This window comes from Marimonas lutisalis, assembly GCF_005434965.1.
GTDB classification, from domain to species: Bacteria; Pseudomonadota; Alphaproteobacteria; order Rhodobacterales; family Rhodobacteraceae; genus Marimonas_A; species Marimonas_A lutisalis.
The window spans coordinates 508,031-525,367 of record NZ_SKCI01000001.1 but is presented as its reverse complement, the minus strand read 5'-3'; the positions used below and the strand labels follow the sequence as shown (position 1 = coordinate 525,367).

Sequence of the window (17,337 nt, the reverse complement as noted above, 5' to 3'; positions counted from 1 at the left end):
GGTCCGATCAATAAAGCTGTCGCGTCGATTGATCAGGATTTCCTATCAGGAATCGACGGTCACATGGGCTTTTTCAATCGCACAGCCTCGGAGATCAGCGCCTCCAGAACCGGCGTTCTGGGGTCCCGATGCGGCACGACCAGCCCCACCGGATGCCCCCGCCCCGCCCCCTCCAGCGGGATCAGCGTGACATCCTTGCCGGTGGCCAGGAACTCCGCGATATCCGACGGCAGCACCGACATGCACTGTCCCGACACGACGCTCGCCACCAGCGCGATGATCGAATTGGACTCGATCACCGTTTCGGGCGCGATCCCCGCCTCGGCCAGGTGCTGGTTGATGATCCGGCGGTTCTGCATGTCCGGTGTTAGCAGCGCCAACGCCTCGCCTTCCAGTTCGCGCCACGCGACCGATTTCCGCCCGGCATGTTTCGATCCTGCCGCGCAGACCAGCATGTAAACCTCATCGTAGAGTTTCGCGCTGTCCATCCGCCCCAGCGGTTCGTTCTCCAGGTAGGACAGGCCCGCATCCGCCTCAAAGTTTTCCAGCATCGACAGGATCTCGCGCGAATTGCGCGACAGGATTGTGAACCGCACGTTCGGATGCTTTCGCGAAAACGCCGTGGTCAACTCCACCGCCCAGGTCAGCGCGGTGGGGATCACCGCCAGGCGTAACTCGCCCGACAGACCGTGGCGTTTCGCGCGCATCTCGTCGCGCAGCTGGCGCGCATCGCCCACGATCTTCTGCGCCCAGACCAGCGCGCTCTGCCCTTCGGGCGTCAGCCCGCCAAAGCGCGAGCCGCGAAACACCAGCTGCACGCCCAGCTGTTCCTCCAGCTGCTTGATCCCCGCCGACAGGGTTGGTTGCGAAATATTCAGGCTTTCGGCCGCGCGGCCGAAATGGCTCTCGCGCGACAGGGCGATGAACATTTCCAGTTTGTCGATCATGATTGGAATTTCCTATCAGAACTCCCGAATTCGATTTGAGCTTACGGGCGCGCGCCGCCCGGGATCAAGCGCAGCGCACGCCCGGTTAACCAAATTCCGCAATCCCGCGGTCAAATCCGGGGGCAGCCGGGCGGTGCACGCGCTGTGCACGCAAATCACCCCCCTCTTTTCGGCCTGCCAGCGGCGTTAACCCGGCGGGACGGTGCGGCAAGACGGCCTTAATCGGTCCTTGGCGTTGACCGCTGCCGCCCCCCTTGCCATAACAGGTATGGAACGGCCCCGGGGGAATGCATGGACGCGGAAAACCCAGCAACATCAACCGATTGGGGGCCTTTTGGCCGCCCGCTCTTCGCCGATCCCGAGGCCCGCGCCCTGTCGCGCGTCGGTGTGGTCGATGTCGGCTCGAACTCGGTGCGCCTCGTCGTTTTCGACGGCGCCGCGCGCTCGCCGGCCTATTTCTATAACGAAAAGATTATGTGTGCGCTCGGTGATGGCCTCGCCGAAACCGGCCGCCTCAATCCCCAGGGCCGCGTTCGCGCGCTGTCGGCGATTCGGCGCTTTCAACGCCTGGCCGAAGGCATGGGTACTGGCCCGCTGACCGCCGTCGCCACCGCCGCCGTACGCGATGCCGAAGATGGTCCGGAATTCAGGGACTTGGTGGAATCCGAGACCGGATTGAAGCTGCACGTGATCGACGGGCTCGAAGAGGCGCGCCTCTCGGCCCAGGGCGTGCTTCTGGGCTGGCCCGGCTCTTACGGGCTCGTCTGCGATATCGGCGGTGCCTCGATGGAACTGGCCGAGATCAATGACGGTCAGGTCGGGCGTCGCGTCAGTTCTCAGCTCGGCCCCCTGCGTCTGCGCGGTATCAAGGGCGGCAAGAAAGCGCGCAAGGAACATATCCGCAATGTTCTCAGCGATTTGCATGAAAAAATGGGCGAACAGCACAACCGCCTCTTTCTCGTCGGCGGGTCCTGGCGGGCCATCGCCAGGGTCGATATGGAGCGCCGTGGCTACCCCCTGCGCGTGCTTCACGAATATAGGATGAGCCGCAAGGCCGTCACCGCCACCGCCCGGTTCATCGCCGAGAACGATCCCGAGGAACTGCGCGCGCGCTGCGGTATTTCCTCGTCCCGCATGGCCCTAGTGCCGATCGCCGCCGAAGTGCTCAAGGAAGTGGTCAAGACCTTCGGCCCCCGCGACATCGCGATCAGCTCCTACGGCATCCGCGAAGGCATGCTGTATGAACAAATGCCTAAGAAACTGCGCGATCGCGACCCGCTGATCGAGGCCTGCTATTTCGCCGAATCGAAAGACGCGCGCCTGCCCGGATTCGGCCGCGTGCTCTACAAATTCATCGAACCGCTGTTCAAGAAAGCCACCCGCGACCGCCTCCGCCTGATCAAGGCCGCCTGCCTCCTGCACGACGTGACATGGCGCGCCCACCCCGACTACCGCGGCGAGGTCTGTTTCGACTATGCCACCCGCGCCAACATGGGTGGCCTGCGCCATTCCGAACGCATCTTCCTCGGACTTGCCCTGTTGCACCGCTACTCGAACTCGCGCAGCGGCGCGCGCTTCGAGCCTTTCTATGAGCTGCTGCCCGAAGCCGACCAGAAAGCAGCAGAAGTCGTCGGCAAGGCCATGCGCTTCGGCGCCATGCTCTGGCTCAAAAAGGATGCGAAGCTGGGACAGATGAAGCTCTACCCCAAGAAAAAGGTCCTCGAACTGACCCTCTCGCAAGAGGCCACACCCCTTTTCGGCGAGGTCGCCGAGTCCCGGTTTCAATCGCTCGCCGCCGCCCTCGAGGCGGAACCCGAGGTGCACAGCAACGGCTGAAGGCTTTCCTGTCCCCGAGCGGCATGGATATGCCGTTAACCACCCGTCGAAAAAGTTTTTCTTGCTATGTCAGTGCACAACCCCCATATGCGCTTTTGCGACGTTACCACTATCGACCACTGCTCCTTTATCGGCTCAGTCACTCGATCTTGCACTGACTACGCCGACCTGCCGCAATTCCGCGGGCAGACAAAAAGGAGAAACGACGATGGCAAATGGCACCGTCAAATGGTTCAACACCACCAAAGGCTACGGCTTCATCGCACCGGAATCGGGCGGCAAGGATGTGTTCGTACACATCTCGGCCGTTGAGCGTTCGGGCCTCACCGGTCTGGCAGACGATCAGAAGGTCACCTTCGACGTCGAAGCCGGCCGTGACGGCCGCGAAGCTGCGGTGAACATCGCGCTGGCCTGATCGCCGGCGGGTTTTCCGCAAGCCAGCGATTGCAGCGGGCGCCCATCGGGCGCCCGTTTTGCGTGGGCCCTAGTCGCCCGCCCGGATACGCGCGATCAACGCCTGCACCTCGGGTCCGATATCCCCGACAATCCGCTGTACCCCCTCGGCATTCGGGTGAATGCCGTCCTCCTGCATGTAGGGCAACGCCCCGGCCGGCGTGTCGCCGAGCGCGGCAAAGAAATCGGGGTAGACCAGCGCGTCATGCGCCTTGGCGAGCTCGGGGTAGGTCGCCGCGAACGACGTTTGGTAGTCGGCCCCGTAATTGCCTGGCGCCGCGATTCCCACCAGCAGAATTTCCAGCCCCCTGTCGCTGGCAATCCGCATCATCCGGTCCAGGTTTTCGCGCGTCACTGCCGGATCAACTCCACGCAATGCATCGTTGCCACCCAGCTGCAAAATGATGCCCTGCAATTCATCCGTCAGCGTCCAGTCCATCCGCGCCAGCCCGCCAGCGGTGGTATCGCCAGACACGCCGGCCAGCACGATGCGCACATCTTCGCCCTGCGCCTCAAGCCATTGGCGCAGTTGCGGCACGAAGCCTTCGTGGTCCAGAAGGCCCCATCCCGCCGTCAGGCTGTCGCCGAAAGCGATCAGGTGCACCTTTTCCGCTGCGGCCTGCCCCGCCAGCACCAGCGCGAAAATCCCTGCCGCCAGCGCCTTGCCCACAGCGCGCACCACCCCATATGGAAACAAGGCCCCGAGACAAAGATTTACCCGCATGACATCTCCTGCACTTTCGCTGACCGACGCCTCGCTTTCGCTTGATGGAAACGCGGGCCGCATCGGAATTCTCCATGGCATCACCCTGGATGTAAACCGCGGCGAAACGCTTGCAATGGTTGGCCCGTCGGGTTCGGGCAAATCCTCCCTTCTGATGCTCATGGGCGGGTTGGAACGCGCGACGTCCGGACAGATCACCGCCCTGGGCCATGACCTGACCGCGATGTCCGAAGACGCGCTAGCCCGGCTCCGGCGCGATCACATGGGTGTCGTCTTTCAGTCTTTCCACCTGATCCCGACGATGACAGCGCTGGAAAACGTGGCCACCCCGCTGGAACTGGCCGGGCACGCCGATGCCTTTTCCCGTGCCCTGTCCGAACTTGAATCCGTCGGCCTTGCCCATCGCGCCAATCACTATCCCAGCCAGCTTTCGGGTGGCGAGCAGCAACGCGTGGCCCTTGCCCGTGCCGCAGCACCACGGCCGGACATCCTGTTGGCGGACGAACCCACCGGCAATCTCGACAGCTCCACCGGGACACAGATCATCGACCTGCTCTTCGATCTCAGCGCGAAACACGGCGCCACGCTGGTGCTCGTCACCCATGATGAAGCGCTGGCCGCGCGCTGCGACCGCATTTTGCACCTGCGCGATGGTCGGCTCGTCGCACATGCCGAGGCCGCGCAATGAGCCTTGCCATGGCCGCCCGGATCGCCCGGCGCGAATTGCGAGGGGGCCTGCGCGGCTTTTCCATCTTCCTTGCCTGCCTTGCCCTCGGCGTGGCCGCTATCGCGGGCATCGGCTCGGTCCGAGCCGCCATCGAGGCCGGTTTGGCGCAGGAAGGCGCGGCCCTGCTTGGTGGCGACGCCGAGATCGAGCTGACATATCGCTTCGCAACCGGCGAGGAACGCAGCTGGATGCAGGACCGGGCCGATGCCGTCTCGGAAATCGTCGATTTCCGCTCGATGGCCACCACGGACGAGACCCGGGCCCTGACCCAGGTCAAGGCCGTCGATGCGGCTTACCCGCTTATGGGTCAGGTTCAGCTCGACCCGCCCCAACCTCTTGCACGGGCACTTTCCGGCAGCGACCTGCCCGGCGCCGTGATGGACCCGGTGCTGATCGCGCGGCTGGGACTGGAAATTGGCGATACGTTCAAACTCGGCGAACAAAACTTCCGCCTCAACGCCGCGCTCACGCGCGAGCCTGACAATGCCACCGGCGGGTTCGGCCTCGGCCCGCGCACGTTGGTGCGGACATCGAATCTGGCCCGGTCGGGGCTTCTGCAACCCGGTACGCTCTTTTCCACGAAATACCGGCTCGACCTGCCCGAAGGCAGCGATCTGCCCGCCACCGAGCAGGCCGCGCGCGCGGCACTCGATCAATCCGGCCTGCGCTGGCGCGATGCCCGCAACGGCGCGCCGGGGGTGGCGCGATTTGTCGAACGGCTCTCGGCGTTCCTGATCCTCGTGGGCCTCTCCGGTCTCGCGGTGGGGGGCGTCGGCGTCTCGGCGGCGGTGCGCGCCTATCTCGCCGGCAAGACCGAAACCATCGCCACCCTGCGCACGCTGGGTGCCACCAATGCCACGATCTTTGCCGCTTATGCTTTGCAGATCACCGCTCTCTCGGCCCTGGGTATCGCCATCGGCCTGGCGCTCGGCGGACTGGTCCCGCTTCTGCTTGCACCCCTGCTCACCGCGCTTTTGCCCGTGCCCGCGCTCTTCGCGCTATATCCCCGGCCCCTGGCCGAGGCCGCTGCCTATGGCCTGCTGACCGCCGCGCTTTTCACCCTCTGGCCGCTCGCACGCACCGAAACGATCCGCGCGGCAACGCTCTTTCGCGATGCGCTCGGCGGCACACCTTCCCTGCCCCGGGCACGTTATGCCCTGGCCACGGCGGCGCTGCTCCTGGGGCTTGTTGCCGCCGCCGGGCTCTTCTCGGGCTCGTTCCGGCTGACACTCTGGACGGCGGGCGGGCTGATCGCTGCGCTCTTCTTCCTGGCAATCGCCGCGCTGGTGGCGCAATTCCTGGCACGCCGCGCCCATGTACGCGCCCATGGCCGTCCGGCGCTGCGCTGGGCATTGGCAGCCATCGGCGGTCCGCGTTCGGACGCGCGGCCGGTGGTTCTGTCGTTGGGCCTCGGGCTCTCGGTTCTGGCTGCCGTCGGCCAGATCGACGGTAACCTGCGCGGCGCGATCCAGCGCGATCTGCCCACCCGCGCGCCATCCTTCTTCTTCGTCGACATCCAGAAGGACCAGATGCCGGGCTTCCTTGATCGCCTGGAAAGCGACGCACAGGTCAGTCGCATCGAAAGCGCGCCGATGTTGCGCGGCGTCATCACCCACATCAATGACCGCCCGGCCAAGGAGGTCGCGGGGGATCACTGGGTGCTGAACGGTGACCGCGGCATCACCTATGCCGCCGACAAACCCGAAACCACAACCGTGACGACGGGCGAGTGGTGGCCGGCCGATTACGCCGGTTCGCCGCTTGTCAGCTTCGCCGCCGAGGAAGCCGCCGAAATGGGCCTCGCTCTTGGTGACACGCTCACCATCAATATCCTCGGCCGCGATATCACCGCGCGCATCGCCTCGTTCCGCGAGGTCGATTTCTCCACCGCGGGCATGGGGTTCATCATGTCGATGAACCCCGCTGCCATCGCCGCCGCCCCGCACAGTTTCATTGCCACCGTCTATGCCGACCCGCAGGCCGAGGCCGCCATCCTGCGCGATCTGTCGACCGCCTATCCGAACATAACCGCGATCCGCGTGAAGGATGCCATCGACCGCGTGGCCGAGGTTCTGGGCTCCATCGCTGCCGCAACATCCTGGGGCGCGGCGGCCACGCTGCTCACCGGTTTCCTGGTGCTGATCGGCGCCGCGGCGGCCGGCACGCCGGCCCGTGCGCATGAGGCCGCGGTGCTCAAGACGCTGGGCGCCAGCCGGGCGCGCATCCTGACGAGCTTCCTGCTCCGCGCGGGCCTTCTGGGCCTGACGGCGGGCGTCGTCGCGATGGCCGCTGGCATCGCCGGCGGCTGGGCAGTCAGCCATTTCGTGTTCGAAACAGGGTTCCAGGTGATCTGGCCGTCGGCCATGGCAATCGTTCTGGGCGGCATCCTTGCCACGCTTGCCGCCAGCGCGGGCTTTGCCGCGCGGGCCCTCGTCCTGCGCCCGGCCAAGGTGCTGCGGGCCCGCGAATAGCCGGCCCGCCCCCTTCTTGCTTGCACAGCCCGCACCCAGATGCGATCCCTATGCCGACAGTTCCCAGTTGCATGACCCCATGACCGCCGAAACCCTGCCCCAACCCATCACGCGCCTGACCGAGGCGCAGATTTCCACCATCATCAACCTGGTGCGTCGCGCCGCGAAAACCGAGATCCTGCCGCGCTTTCGCAACCTGACCGAAGGCCAGATTTCGCAAAAAACCGGCCCGGCAGACCTGGTGACCGATGCCGATCATGCCGCCGAGGCGATGATCGAACGCGGACTGCGGCAGCTCTTTCCCAACGCCGCCATCCTCGGCGAAGAGGCCGCCTCGCGAGACGCATCGCTGCGCAAACGCGCCGCCGAGGCCGAACTTGCCATCATCATCGATCCCGTGGACGGCACTTGGAATTTCGCCCATGGCCTGCCGCTCTTCGGCGTGATCCTGTCGGTCACCCGCTTCGGCCACCCGATCTTCGGTATGCTTTACGATCCGATCACCGATGACTGGATCACCGCGACCGAGGACGGGCCGGCCCTGCAATCGGAAGTGGCCCAGGCCCCGCGCAGGCTCTCGACATCGGCAGGCGGACCGCTGGGTGATCTTTCGGGCATCGTGCATCTGTCGCTGCTGCCCAAGGACCAGCAAGCGGCACTGGCCCCGCTGATTCCCGACTTCGCCCGTATCGGCGCCCTGCGCTGCTCGTGCCACGAATACCGGCTCCTGGCGCAAGGGGCGGTGGATTTCGTGCTGTCCGGCACGCTCAACCCATGGGACCATGCCGCCGGCGCGATGATCTGCCGGCGCGCAGGCGGCGTCGCCCGCTTCCTCGACGGGCGCGACTACGACATCACGGTGACCGAAGGCCATCTGCTCTGCGCCGCGTCCGAGGATAGCTGGACCCGGCTGCGCGACAAGATCGCACCGGCGCTTGCGCCGTAGCGCCGGAACCGGCGGCCAGCCCCCGGACCCCCGAGGTATTTGCCGTCAGATGAAGCAGGGGATCGTTACCGGCGTCATCTTTTCCGCGACAGGCCCGGACGCGGCGCCAGACTATTCCGCCGCCTCGCCATAGGCTTCGACCGGCGGGCATATGCACACGAGATGCCTGTCGCCCCAGGCATTGTCGACGCGGTTGACCGGCGGCCAGTACTTGTCGACCCGGAAAGCGCCCGGAGGAAAACAGCCCTCTTCGCGGCTGTAGGGCCGGTCCCAGTCCTTGACCAGATCTTCCATCGTGTGCGGCGCGTTCTTGAGCGGGTTGTTCTCCGGGTCCATCCGGCCTTCCTCGATGGCGCGGATCTCCTCGCGGATCGACAGCATCGCATCGCAGAACCGGTCCAGTTCGGCCTTTGTCTCGCTCTCCGTCGGCTCGATCATCAGCGTGCCGGCCACAGGCCAGCTCATCGTGGGCGCGTGAAACCCGTTGTCGATCAGCCGCTTGGCGATGTCATCAACCGTCACGCCCGCACTGTCGGCAAAGGGGCGCGTGTCGATGATGCATTCATGCGCCACCCGGCCCGTGGGCCCCTTGTAGAGCACGTCATAAGCGCCTTCGAGGCGCCGAGCGATATAGTTGGCATTGAGGATCGCCACCCGCGTGGCCTGGGTCAGGCCCTCGCCGCCCATCATCAGGATATAGGCCCATGAAATCGGCAGGATTGAGCCCGAGCCGAAAGGCGCTGCGCTGACCGCGCCGGATTTTTCCGGCAGGTGGGCGACGAGGTGCTCTTTCACCCCGATCGGCCCCATGCCGGGCCCGCCACCGCCATGCGGGATTGCAAAGGTCTTGTGCAGGTTCAGGTGGCTGACGTCGCCGCCCAGATCACCAGGGCGGCTGAGCCCCACCATCGCGTTCAGGTTGGCCCCGTCGATATAGACCTGCCCGCCGTGATCATGGGTGATGCGGCAGACCTCGATCACGGTTTCCTCGAACACGCCATGGGTGCTGGGATAGGTGATCATGCAGCCGGCCAGGTTCTCGCTGTATTTCTCGGCTTTTTCGCGGAAATCCTGCAGGTCGATATCCCCGTTTTCGGCGGATTTCACCGGCACCACGTCCCAGCCCACCATGTGGGCACTGGCCGGGTTTGTGCCATGCGCGCTCATCGGGATCAGGCAGACCTTGCGATGTCCTTCGCCGCGGGACTTGTGATAATCGGCGATCGTCAACAGACCGGCATATTCACCCTGCGCCCCCGAATTGGGCTGCATCGAGAAGGCATCATAACCGGTGATCTGGCACAGTTTCGCGCTCAGGTCGTCGATCAGCTCCTTGTAGCCCAGCGCCTGGTCTTCAGGGCAGAACGGGTGCAGCATCGAAAACTCGCGCCAGCTGACCGGCATCATCTCGGCGGCCGAGTTCAGCTTCATCGTGCAGCTGCCCAGCGGGATCATCGCGCGGTCCAGCGCCAAGTCGCGATCGGCCAGACGGCGCATGTAGCGCATCATCTCGGTCTCGGCCCGGTTCATGTGGAAAACCGGGTGGGTCAGGTAATCGCTCTGGCGGTGCAGGTCCTCCGGCACGCGGTATTCGGGGGTGAAATCGTCATCCTTGCGGACGATTCCGAAGGCCCGCCAGACGGCTTCGATATCGGCGCTGCGCACGGCTTCGTCGATGGAAATACCGACGCGCCGCTCGCCCACCTTGCGCAGGTTGACGCCTTCATCGACGGCCGATTTCATCACCGCCGCCTGCAGCGGGCCGACATCCACCGTGATCGTGTCGAAAAACACCTTCGGATCGACCTTGAAGCCCGCCTCTTCCAGCCCTTTCGCGAGGCGCACCGTTTTGCGGTGGATACGCTGGGCGATGGCCTTCAGCCCTTCGGGCCCGTGGTAAACCGCATACATGCTGGCCATCACCGCCAACAGAGCCTGCGCGGTACAAACGTTCGACGTGGCCTTTTCGCGCCGGATGTGCTGCTCGCGGGTCTGCAGCGCCAGGCGGTAGGCGCGGTTGCCGTGGCTGTCGATTGAAACCCCCACCAGCCGCCCGGGCATCGCCCGTTTATAGGCCTCACGGCACGACATGTAGGCCGCGTGCGGACCGCCATATCCCATCGGTACGCCAAAGCGCTGGGTGTTGCCCACGGCGATATCGGCGCCCATCGCGCCCGGCTCTTTCAGCAGGGTCAGCGCCAGGATATCTGCCGACACGATGGCAATCGCTTTCGCCGCGTGCAGCTTTTCGACCAGTTTGGTGAAGTCGCGCACATGGCCATAGGTGCCGGGATACTGGAAGATCGCGCCAAACACCTTTTCGGGGTCCATCTTGTCGGGGTTGCCGACGATCACTTCGATGCCCAGTGGCTCGGCCCGCGTGCGGATCACGTCAATGTTCTGCGGGTGGCAATCGCGGTCGACGAAAAACGCCGTCGCCTTCGATTTCGCGACCCGTTGCGCCATGGTCATCGCCTCGGCGCAGGCCGTTGCCTCATCCAACAGAGACGCATTGGCGATCTCCAGCCCTGTCAAGTCGCTCACCATGGTCTGGAAATTCAAAAGCGCCTCGAGCCGGCCTTGGCTGATCTCGGGCTGGTAGGGGGTATAGGCGGTGTACCAAGCCGGGTTTTCCAGGATATTGCGCTGGATCGCAGGGGGCGTGACGGTGCCGTAATAGCCCTGCCCGATCAGCGATTTCAGCACCTTGTTCTTCGAGGCCGTCACCCGCATGTGATAAAGTAGCTCCCGCTCTGATTTGGCCTTTCCAAGGTTCAGCGGATCGCTCTGACGGATCGCCTTGGGCAGGGTATCGTCGATCAGCCCCTCGAGGCTGTCCGCGCCCACGACCTTTAGCATTTCCTCCATTTCTGCCGGGCTGGGCCCGATATGGCGGCGGTTCGCGAAATCGTAAGGCAGGTAGTCGGTCGGTGTGAAAGCCATTTCAATTCCCCCGGGGCCGGATCATCCGCACCCCTGCTGCATCTTGCCCAAAAATGCCCGCCGAAAACCTCCGGCGGGCCCATACTCAGCCGATGAAATCCTTGTAGGCGGCTTCGTCCATGTAATCGTCCATCGGCGACAGGTCCGACGGCTTGATCTTGAAGAACCACGCATCGCCCAGCGGATCCTCGTTCACCTTGCCGGGGTCCTCGACGATGGCTTCGTTCACTTCGACGATCTCGCCATCGAGGGGGGCCAGAATGTCGCTCGCCGCCTTGACGCTTTCGATCACGCAAATTTCGTCATCCTTGGTCACTTCGGCGCCGACTTCGGGCAGTTCGACGAACACCACGTCGCCCAGCTGCTCGCTGGCGTGCTCGGTGATGCCCACGACAATCACGCCATCCTCTTCGCGCAGCCATTCGTGTTCTTCGGTGTATTTCATGGGTTTCATCCCCTCTGTTTCAACGTTTGAAATTCGCGGCCACGAATGGCAGCTGCGCCACCGTGACGGGCAGGCGCTTGCCACGCACCTCACCGTAAAGACGTGTTCCGGTTCCTGACAAGCGCGCCGGCACATAGCCCATCGCCACCGGCGCGCCCACGCTCGGCCCGAATCCGCCCGAGGTGACGGCGCCCACCGGCGTACCACCCTCGTTCGTTTCGTATAGCTCGGTTCCGGCCCGCATCGGCGCGCGTCCCTCCGGTGACAAGCCTACGCGCCGCCGCTCCGCGCCGTTTTCCAGCTCCGCCAGGATACGGTCGGCGCCCGGAAAACCACCCTCGCGCTCGCCGCCGCGGCGCCGCACCTTCTGTATCGCCCACTCCAGCGCCGCTTCGATAGGGCTCGTCCCGGTGTCGATGTCATTGCCATAAAGGCACAGCCCACCCTCCAGGCGCAGCGAATCCCGCGCGCCCAGGCCGATCGGCTCGACCTCGTCATAGGCCAGCAGCACATGCGCCAGGTTCATCGCCTGCCCCGCTGCAACCGAAACCTCGAACCCGTCCTCACCGGTATAGCCCGAGCGTGAAACCCACAGCTCGCCGAAAACCGAGTCGGCGATGATCACGTCCATGAAGCGCATATCCGACACCGCCGGCACGATATCGGCCATCACGGTGGCGGCCTCCGGCCCCTGCAGCGCCAGCAGCGCCCGGTCGGTCAACTCCTCCACCTCGCAGCCGGGCAGACGCGCCTTCATATGCGCGATGTCATCGGCCTTGCACGCGGCATTGACCACGACAAACAGGTGATCGCCCCGGTTGGCGACCATCAGGTCATCCAGAATGCCGCCATTCTCATCGGTGAAAAACGCGTATCGCTGCCGCCCTTCCGGCAGGCCCTTAATGCTCTGCGGCACCAGCGCCTCGAATGCGCCGGCGCCATTGTCATCCGCTCCGCGCACGATCACCTGGCCCATGTGGCTCACGTCGAACAATCCGGCCCGGGCGCGGGTGTGCAGATGCTCCTTCATCACTCCCAGCGGATACTGCACCGGCATCTCGTATCCGGCAAAGGGCACCATCTTGGCCCCCAGTTCGACATGCAGATCAAACAGCGGCGTTTTCAGCAGGTCCGGCATCGCGTGCTCCCTTGCGTTCACCGGTCCTGGTCTGGGGCAACCGGCATCATTGTTACGCGTGGGGTTCCACGCGTCCTGATGCCCCCTCTGTCCTTTTGCCTGAGATCGCTATCCCTTCGGCGCCCCGGATTATCCGGGGTCTCTCCAGAGTCCTTTTCACCGGCCGGTCCCTTTGGCCTGAGAGTTTCCGGGGCGGTTGCTCCTTCGGCACCGTGCATCACGGTTCTCCCGGTCCGATGATGCGCATACGCTAGTATACCGCCCCTTGCGCCGCAAGGGGGCTGATCCGTCATTCGGTTCATATTGATATTGCCGTCCGGCTCATGCTTGGCCGGGGCGCGGGTTCAACCGGCGGTGTCCTCGGCGGCTTTCCGGTTGCCGCACATGCCCGGCGCCATGATAGCTCTCAGCGGGTCGTTGTCGCATACGAGCGCATCAAGCGTGACCTCGTCCAGCTGTGCATAGAACGCCTCGGCCGCGTCCTGAATGGCCAGGCGCAGGCGGCACGCATCGACCAGCGGGCAGGTATTGTCGACATCGGCAAAGCATTCCGTCAGCGGCACATGCCCTTCCAGCGCGCGAAACACCTCGCCGATCACGATCTCGCGCGACGGCCGGCCCAGTTCGATTCCGCCGTTACGGCCGCGCTGCGTGTGCAGATACCCCAACTGGCCCAACTGGTTGATCACCTGCGCCAGGTGGTTCTCGCTCGTGTTGCAGCACTCGGCGATCTCGGCCTTGGTCACCAATCGCCCACGATTGACCTCGCAGAACATCAGGACACGAATGGCGATGTTGGTTCTCTTGGTGATCCGCACGTGGCTGGCCCCCGCAGGTGAAAAGATGTGGAACTTATAATTATTTACTGCCAATACCTGTTTGACATGGATCAATCCATGCGCACATTGGCCGCATGTCCGATCCCAATGGCGCATATTTCTTCGGCTACGGCTCGCTGGTGAACCTTGCCACACATGATTACGCCGATGCCCATCCGGCCAAGGCGCGCGGCTGGCGCCGGGCCTGGCGGCACACGCATCTGCGCCCCGTGGCTTTTCTCACCGCCGTGCCCGATCCCGCCTGCACCATCGACGGCATGATCGCCCATGTGCCGGGCGATGACTGGACCGCGCTCGACGAACGCGAACACGCCTATGCCCGGGTCCGCGTGCCCGACGATATCGACCACCCGTTGCCGCACCGTCTCGACGTAGCGATCTACTCGATCCCGCATGACGCCCACGGCCATCCTGATGCGGCCCACCCGGTGCTGCTCTCCTATGTCGATGTCGTCATTCAGGGCTATCTGCGCGAATTCGGCGAAGAAGGCGCGCAACGGTTTTTCGATACCACCACCGGCTGGGACGCGCCTGTGATGGACGATCGCGAAAACCCGGTCTATTCGCGCCACCAGGTCCTTGCTCCGGACGAGCGGGATTTCGTCGATGCCGCGCTGCGCCGCCTGAACGTCACCATCATCGACCAGCACCCGGTCTGACGGCGGAATCCGTTCGGCCGGACAGTCCGGATTTCCAGACCCTGCGACCAAAAACCGCGCAACCGACTCGGCTGCATCCCGCCGACTCAAAGGCAAGTTTCAGCGCAATTTGCCGCACCCTGCTTTGCAGCCGCCAAAAAGTCACATTATAAAGTCATGATATTCGGGAAACGCGCGATTACCCGAAGAAAAACAAAGAGGTAATCTGATGAGAATGGCAGCAAGAATGAAAGCTGAGGCTCAATTCAAATATGGCTATAAAGGCGGGCAAACCGATTTCGGAACGGCGTCAAAAGACATCGGCGCCACCGATACGAGCACGCAAACCACGACCGTGACCTACAGCGACGAGGCAATCGCGGAACTGATCTTCATGATCGAGGAAGAAAAGCTCGCCGGTGATGTCTACGAGGCCTTCTACGACATGTATGGCCTGCCGATCTTCGACAACATCGCCCAGTCCGAGGACCGGCATTTCGACGCGCTGATTCAACAGGCCGAAAACCTGGGGATCGACACTGATGTCTTCGTCTTTGAAGAGGCCGGCACCTTCGAGAACGAAGAGTTGCAGGAACTCTATGACACGCTGATCGAAATGGGCAGCGAGTCGCTGACCGCCGCGCTCGAGGTGGGCGTGATCATCGAAGAGAAAGACATGGTCGATATCGCCGCCGCCATCGAGGATGTCGAAGGCACGGTTCTGGCCGGCGTCTATGAAAACCTGCTGACCGGATCGAGCTACCATCTCGACGCCTTCGAGGCCCTGCTCGGCTGATCCAGAGCCAAGACACCTGTTCGAAGGCCGGCCACAGCGCCGGCCTTCGTTTTTTCCGCGCTTGCCTGGTAGGACACTGCAATTCGACCGGTGTTCAAAGGGAAACACCGCCGTCTTTGAGCAGGGTCAACGACGTTTGACAGATTTCCTTTGATAATCTGGTTCGTTGCCAAAAGGCGAAATCAGCGAGTTTTTTTGGAGCGGGCATTTGCCTAAGGCGGCGATTGATAACCGTCAAAGGGAGGGGACGTTCCATGACACCACTCATCAAACATTGCAAAATGATGCTCACCGCTCTGGCGGTGGCGACGATTGCCGGCACCGCGTACAGCCAGACACTCGAAGGTTCCAACATCGACAGCCGCGTTCTCGTCGGCTTCAAAACCAACGCCGAAGCGGTGCAGTCCCACATGCCCGAGGGATGGCGGTCGATCGGCTTTCCCGCAGGACCGATGAAGGGCGCCAACCTGCTTGTCGGGTTCGAGGATCGTCAGATGGCGCTTGACGCCGAAGGCAAGCCCAGACCGCCCGCAACCAGCCGCGCAGTCGCAATACTTGGTCTTGCCAAGCAAGAGGCCGGCGACGACGTGCGCCTTTACGTGCTTCGTGTCTATACGACGAATGACGCGTTCGACACATACGGCAACACGGTCGTGTCGCAAATCACCCGCGCAACGACCAGCCAGCCCGCCGAGGACGGTGGCCAGGACCGCACCGATCACTGGTCTCTAAGCACGGATGACGGCAGGCTTGAGATGAAACTCGCCTTCAAAACCGGTCGCCGCAACTGGGCGCCATCAAAGGCCAAGGTATTCTCCAACGCGGACCCGTCAATCGCGCGGTTGTTCGATTACACGCAACTTGTCGACGTACTGAAAAGCGACGGATTGGGCAAACCGATGGCCGGTGAATTCGAAATCACCAACAAGCTGAAAGGTCTGTCCGGCCTTCTCGACGGAACGCAGGACGCCGTCGCCATCATGGATATCCCGGTCTACGTGCGTCAGGTCTACATCCCCTGAGACCACGAAACACGATCAGGGAAGCGCGCGGGCCTAATCCCGCGCGCGGATCACCTGCAAGAGCGGCATCAGCTTGCCCATGTCAGGCCCGTGGTCCATGCCCGTCAGGGCCTTGCGCAGCGGCATGAACAGCCCACGGCCCTTTCGGCCCGTCGCCTCTTTCACGGCGGAAGTCCATTTTCCCCAGGTCTCGCCATCGAACGGACCCTCGGGCAGCATCCCCATCGCCTCGGCCACGAACGCGGCATCCTCCTCGTCGATCACCGGCTTCGCACCGTCCCGGCACAGCGTCCACCACGCCGCGATATCCTTGCGCGTTTCCACGTTTTCGCGCACCGCGCCCCAGAAGGCTTCGGCCTGATCGTCGGGCACGCCGGCGGCGCGAATATCCTCGGCCATTTCTTCGATCGGCGCGGCGTGCAATACCCGCGCAGTCAACGGATAGAGGTCGTTGACGTCGAATTTCGTGGGGTTGGTGCCGAAACGCGTGATGTCGAACCCGTCGATCAGCTTGCCCATGTCGTCCTGCAGTTCGACCGGATCGCTCGATCCCAGCCGCGCCATCAGGCTCAACAGCGCCATCGGCTCCACGCCGCGCGCGCGCAGGTCGCGCAGCGCCAGCGTGCCCAGCCGCTTCGACAGCGCCTCGCCCTGCGGCCCGGTCAGCAGGCTGTGATGGGCGAAATTCGGCACCGTACCGCCCAGGGCCTCGATTATCTGGATCTGGGTGGCGGTATTGGTGATGTGGTCCGCCCCGCGCACCACGTGCGTCACCCCCATCTCTGTGTCATCCACGACCGAAGCGAGCGTGTAAAGCACCTGCCCATCGGCCCGGATCAGCACCGGATCGGAAACACTGGCCGCGTCGATCGACACCGGCCCGGCGATGCCGTCTTCCCACTCGATCCGCTCCTGGTCCAGCTTGAAACGCCAGTAGCCACCGCGCTCCTCGCGCAGCTTGGCCTTTTCCTCGTCCGTCAGGTCCAGCGCCGCGCGGTCATAAACCGGCGGCTTGCCCATGTTCAGCTGTTTCTTGCGCTTCAGGTCCAGCTCGGTCGGCGTCTCGAAACACTCGTAGAATCGTCCGATCTCACGCAGCTTGTCGGCCGCCGCCGCATAACGGTCCAGCCGTGCCGATTGCCGCTCCACCCGGTCCCATTGAAGCCCGAGCCACTCAAGGTCTTCCTTGATGGCATCGACATATTCCTCTTTCGAGCGTTCCGGGTCGGTATCGTCGATGCGCAGGATGAATTGCCCGCCCGCCTTGCGCGCGATCAGGAAATTCATCAGCGCGGTGCGCAGGTTACCCACATGGATGTATCCGGTGGGCGACGGGGCGAAACGTGTGGTGACCATAAGTGCCTCCTGGGGTGTTGCCGCGGCACATCTCACAACGCCGCGCCTTTGTCCAG

At 63.8% G+C, this 17,337-nt stretch carries 15 protein-coding genes and 1 riboswitch; of the genes, 8 read left to right on the top strand and 7 right to left on the bottom strand.

The features are described from left to right. Nucleotides 1-59: 59 nt before the first annotated feature. Nucleotides 60-947 carry a LysR family transcriptional regulator gene (locus E0501_RS02540; RefSeq protein ID WP_137699776.1) on the bottom strand — a complete coding sequence of 296 codons (888 nt, stop codon included), beginning with the start codon at nt 945-947 and terminating at the stop codon, nt 60-62. 291 nt (nt 948-1,238) lie between these two features. On the opposite strand from E0501_RS02540, the gene E0501_RS02535 reads away from it, so the two are divergent. Together E0501_RS02535 and E0501_RS02530 are read left to right on the top strand one after the other, a co-directional pair. Then, nucleotides 1,239-2,783 (top strand): Ppx/GppA family phosphatase, encoded by a 1,545-nt coding sequence (locus tag E0501_RS02535; RefSeq protein WP_137699775.1) that lies wholly within the window; start codon nt 1,239-1,241, stop codon nt 2,781-2,783. Nucleotides 2,784-2,991: 208 nt separating this feature from the next. After that, nucleotides 2,992-3,198, top strand: a complete 207-nt coding sequence (locus E0501_RS02530; RefSeq protein ID WP_137699774.1) for a cold-shock protein — start codon at nt 2,992-2,994, stop codon at nt 3,196-3,198. Between the two features lie 69 nt (nt 3,199-3,267). Here E0501_RS02530 and E0501_RS02525 read toward each other — a convergent pair whose 3' ends face one another. Further along, the gene (locus tag E0501_RS02525) at nt 3,268-3,960 is read right to left on the bottom strand and encodes an arylesterase (protein ID WP_137699773.1); all 693 of its coding nucleotides are present in this window, start codon (nt 3,958-3,960) and stop codon (nt 3,268-3,270) included. On the opposite strand from E0501_RS02525, the gene E0501_RS02520 reads away from it, so the two are divergent. The 3 genes from E0501_RS02520 (at nt 3,959) to E0501_RS02510 (ending at nt 8,104) form a co-directional block, all read left to right on the top strand. After that, nucleotides 3,959-4,648, top strand: coding sequence for an ABC transporter ATP-binding protein (locus tag E0501_RS02520; protein WP_137699772.1), 690 nt, complete (start codon nt 3,959-3,961; stop codon nt 4,646-4,648). The genes E0501_RS02525 and E0501_RS02520 overlap by 2 nt on opposite strands. Continuing rightward, nucleotides 4,645-7,158, top strand: a complete 2,514-nt coding sequence (locus E0501_RS02515) for an ABC transporter permease (protein ID WP_137699771.1) — start codon at nt 4,645-4,647, stop codon at nt 7,156-7,158. Before E0501_RS02520 ends, E0501_RS02515 begins: the two co-directional genes overlap by 4 nt. A 79-nt stretch (nt 7,159-7,237) precedes the next feature. Next, a complete protein-coding gene (locus E0501_RS02510; RefSeq protein WP_137699770.1) occupies nt 7,238-8,104 on the top strand; it encodes an inositol monophosphatase family protein in 867 nt (288 codons plus the stop codon). A 111-nt stretch (nt 8,105-8,215) separates the two neighbouring features. Here E0501_RS02510 and gcvP read toward each other — a convergent pair whose 3' ends face one another. The 4 genes from gcvP to E0501_RS02490 form a co-directional block, all read right to left on the bottom strand. Further along, the gene (gene gcvP, locus E0501_RS02505; protein WP_137699769.1) at nt 8,216-11,047 is read right to left on the bottom strand and encodes an aminomethyl-transferring glycine dehydrogenase; all 2,832 of its coding nucleotides are present in this window, start codon (nt 11,045-11,047) and stop codon (nt 8,216-8,218) included. A gap of 85 nt (nt 11,048-11,132) precedes the next feature. Continuing rightward, a complete protein-coding gene (gene gcvH / locus E0501_RS02500; protein WP_137699768.1) occupies nt 11,133-11,492 on the bottom strand; it encodes a glycine cleavage system protein GcvH in 360 nt (119 codons plus the stop codon). A gap of 19 nt (nt 11,493-11,511) precedes the next feature. Next, nucleotides 11,512-12,630, bottom strand: a complete 1,119-nt coding sequence (gcvT, locus tag E0501_RS02495) for a glycine cleavage system aminomethyltransferase GcvT (protein ID WP_137699767.1) — start codon at nt 12,628-12,630, stop codon at nt 11,512-11,514. 154 nt (nt 12,631-12,784) lie between these two features. Further along, nucleotides 12,785-12,871, bottom strand: a riboswitch (glycine riboswitch). A gap of 103 nt (nt 12,872-12,974) precedes the next feature. Then, entirely contained in the window at nt 12,975-13,448 is a 474-nt protein-coding gene (locus E0501_RS02490; RefSeq protein WP_137699766.1) for an RrF2 family transcriptional regulator, read from the bottom strand. Nucleotides 13,449-13,543: 95 nt separating this feature from the next. On the opposite strand from E0501_RS02490, the gene E0501_RS02485 reads away from it, so the two are divergent. The 3 genes from E0501_RS02485 (at nt 13,544) to E0501_RS02475 (ending at nt 15,925) form a co-directional block, all read left to right on the top strand. Beyond that, nucleotides 13,544-14,128: a gamma-glutamylcyclotransferase family protein gene (locus E0501_RS02485; protein WP_137699765.1), complete on the top strand. Its 585-nt coding sequence runs from the start codon at nt 13,544-13,546 to the stop codon at nt 14,126-14,128. Between the two features lie 226 nt (nt 14,129-14,354). Next, complete coding sequence (locus E0501_RS02480) at nt 14,355-14,903, top strand: DUF2202 domain-containing protein (RefSeq protein WP_161594532.1); 549 nt, start codon at nt 14,355-14,357, stop codon at nt 14,901-14,903. A gap of 254 nt (nt 14,904-15,157) precedes the next feature. Further along, nucleotides 15,158-15,925, top strand: coding sequence for a hypothetical protein (locus tag E0501_RS02475; protein ID WP_137699763.1), 768 nt, complete (start codon nt 15,158-15,160; stop codon nt 15,923-15,925). 33 nt (nt 15,926-15,958) lie between these two features. Here the strand turns inward: E0501_RS02475 and gltX are convergent, their stop codons facing one another. Continuing rightward, nucleotides 15,959-17,281 (bottom strand): glutamate--tRNA ligase, encoded by a 1,323-nt coding sequence (gene gltX / locus E0501_RS02470; RefSeq protein ID WP_137699762.1) that lies wholly within the window; start codon nt 17,279-17,281, stop codon nt 15,959-15,961. Nucleotides 17,282-17,337 lie beyond the last annotated feature (56 nt).

Coding starts and splice junctions, on each gene's coding strand:
- E0501_RS02530 (WP_137699774.1), top strand. CDS start 2,992: ATGGCAAATGGCACCGTCAAATGGTTCAACACCACCAAAGGCTACGGC.
- E0501_RS02515 (WP_137699771.1), top strand. CDS start 4,645: ATGAGCCTTGCCATGGCCGCCCGGATCGCCCGGCGCGAATTGCGAGGG.
- E0501_RS02535 (WP_137699775.1), top strand. CDS start 1,239: ATGGACGCGGAAAACCCAGCAACATCAACCGATTGGGGGCCTTTTGGC.
- gltX (WP_137699762.1), bottom strand. CDS start 17,281: ATGGTCACCACACGTTTCGCCCCGTCGCCCACCGGATACATCCATGTG.
- gcvP (WP_137699769.1), bottom strand. CDS start 11,047: ATGGCTTTCACACCGACCGACTACCTGCCTTACGATTTCGCGAACCGC.
- gcvH (WP_137699768.1), bottom strand. CDS start 11,492: ATGAAATACACCGAAGAACACGAATGGCTGCGCGAAGAGGATGGCGTG.
- E0501_RS02525 (WP_137699773.1), bottom strand. CDS start 3,960: ATGCGGGTAAATCTTTGTCTCGGGGCCTTGTTTCCATATGGGGTGGTG.
- E0501_RS02540 (WP_137699776.1), bottom strand. CDS start 947: ATGATCGACAAACTGGAAATGTTCATCGCCCTGTCGCGCGAGAGCCAT.
- E0501_RS02485 (WP_137699765.1), top strand. CDS start 13,544: ATGTCCGATCCCAATGGCGCATATTTCTTCGGCTACGGCTCGCTGGTG.
- E0501_RS02520 (WP_137699772.1), top strand. CDS start 3,959: ATGACATCTCCTGCACTTTCGCTGACCGACGCCTCGCTTTCGCTTGAT.
- E0501_RS02475 (WP_137699763.1), top strand. CDS start 15,158: ATGACACCACTCATCAAACATTGCAAAATGATGCTCACCGCTCTGGCG.
- E0501_RS02510 (WP_137699770.1), top strand. CDS start 7,238: ATGACCGCCGAAACCCTGCCCCAACCCATCACGCGCCTGACCGAGGCG.
- gcvT (WP_137699767.1), bottom strand. CDS start 12,630: ATGCCGGACCTGCTGAAAACGCCGCTGTTTGATCTGCATGTCGAACTG.
- E0501_RS02480 (WP_161594532.1), top strand. CDS start 14,355: ATGAAAGCTGAGGCTCAATTCAAATATGGCTATAAAGGCGGGCAAACC.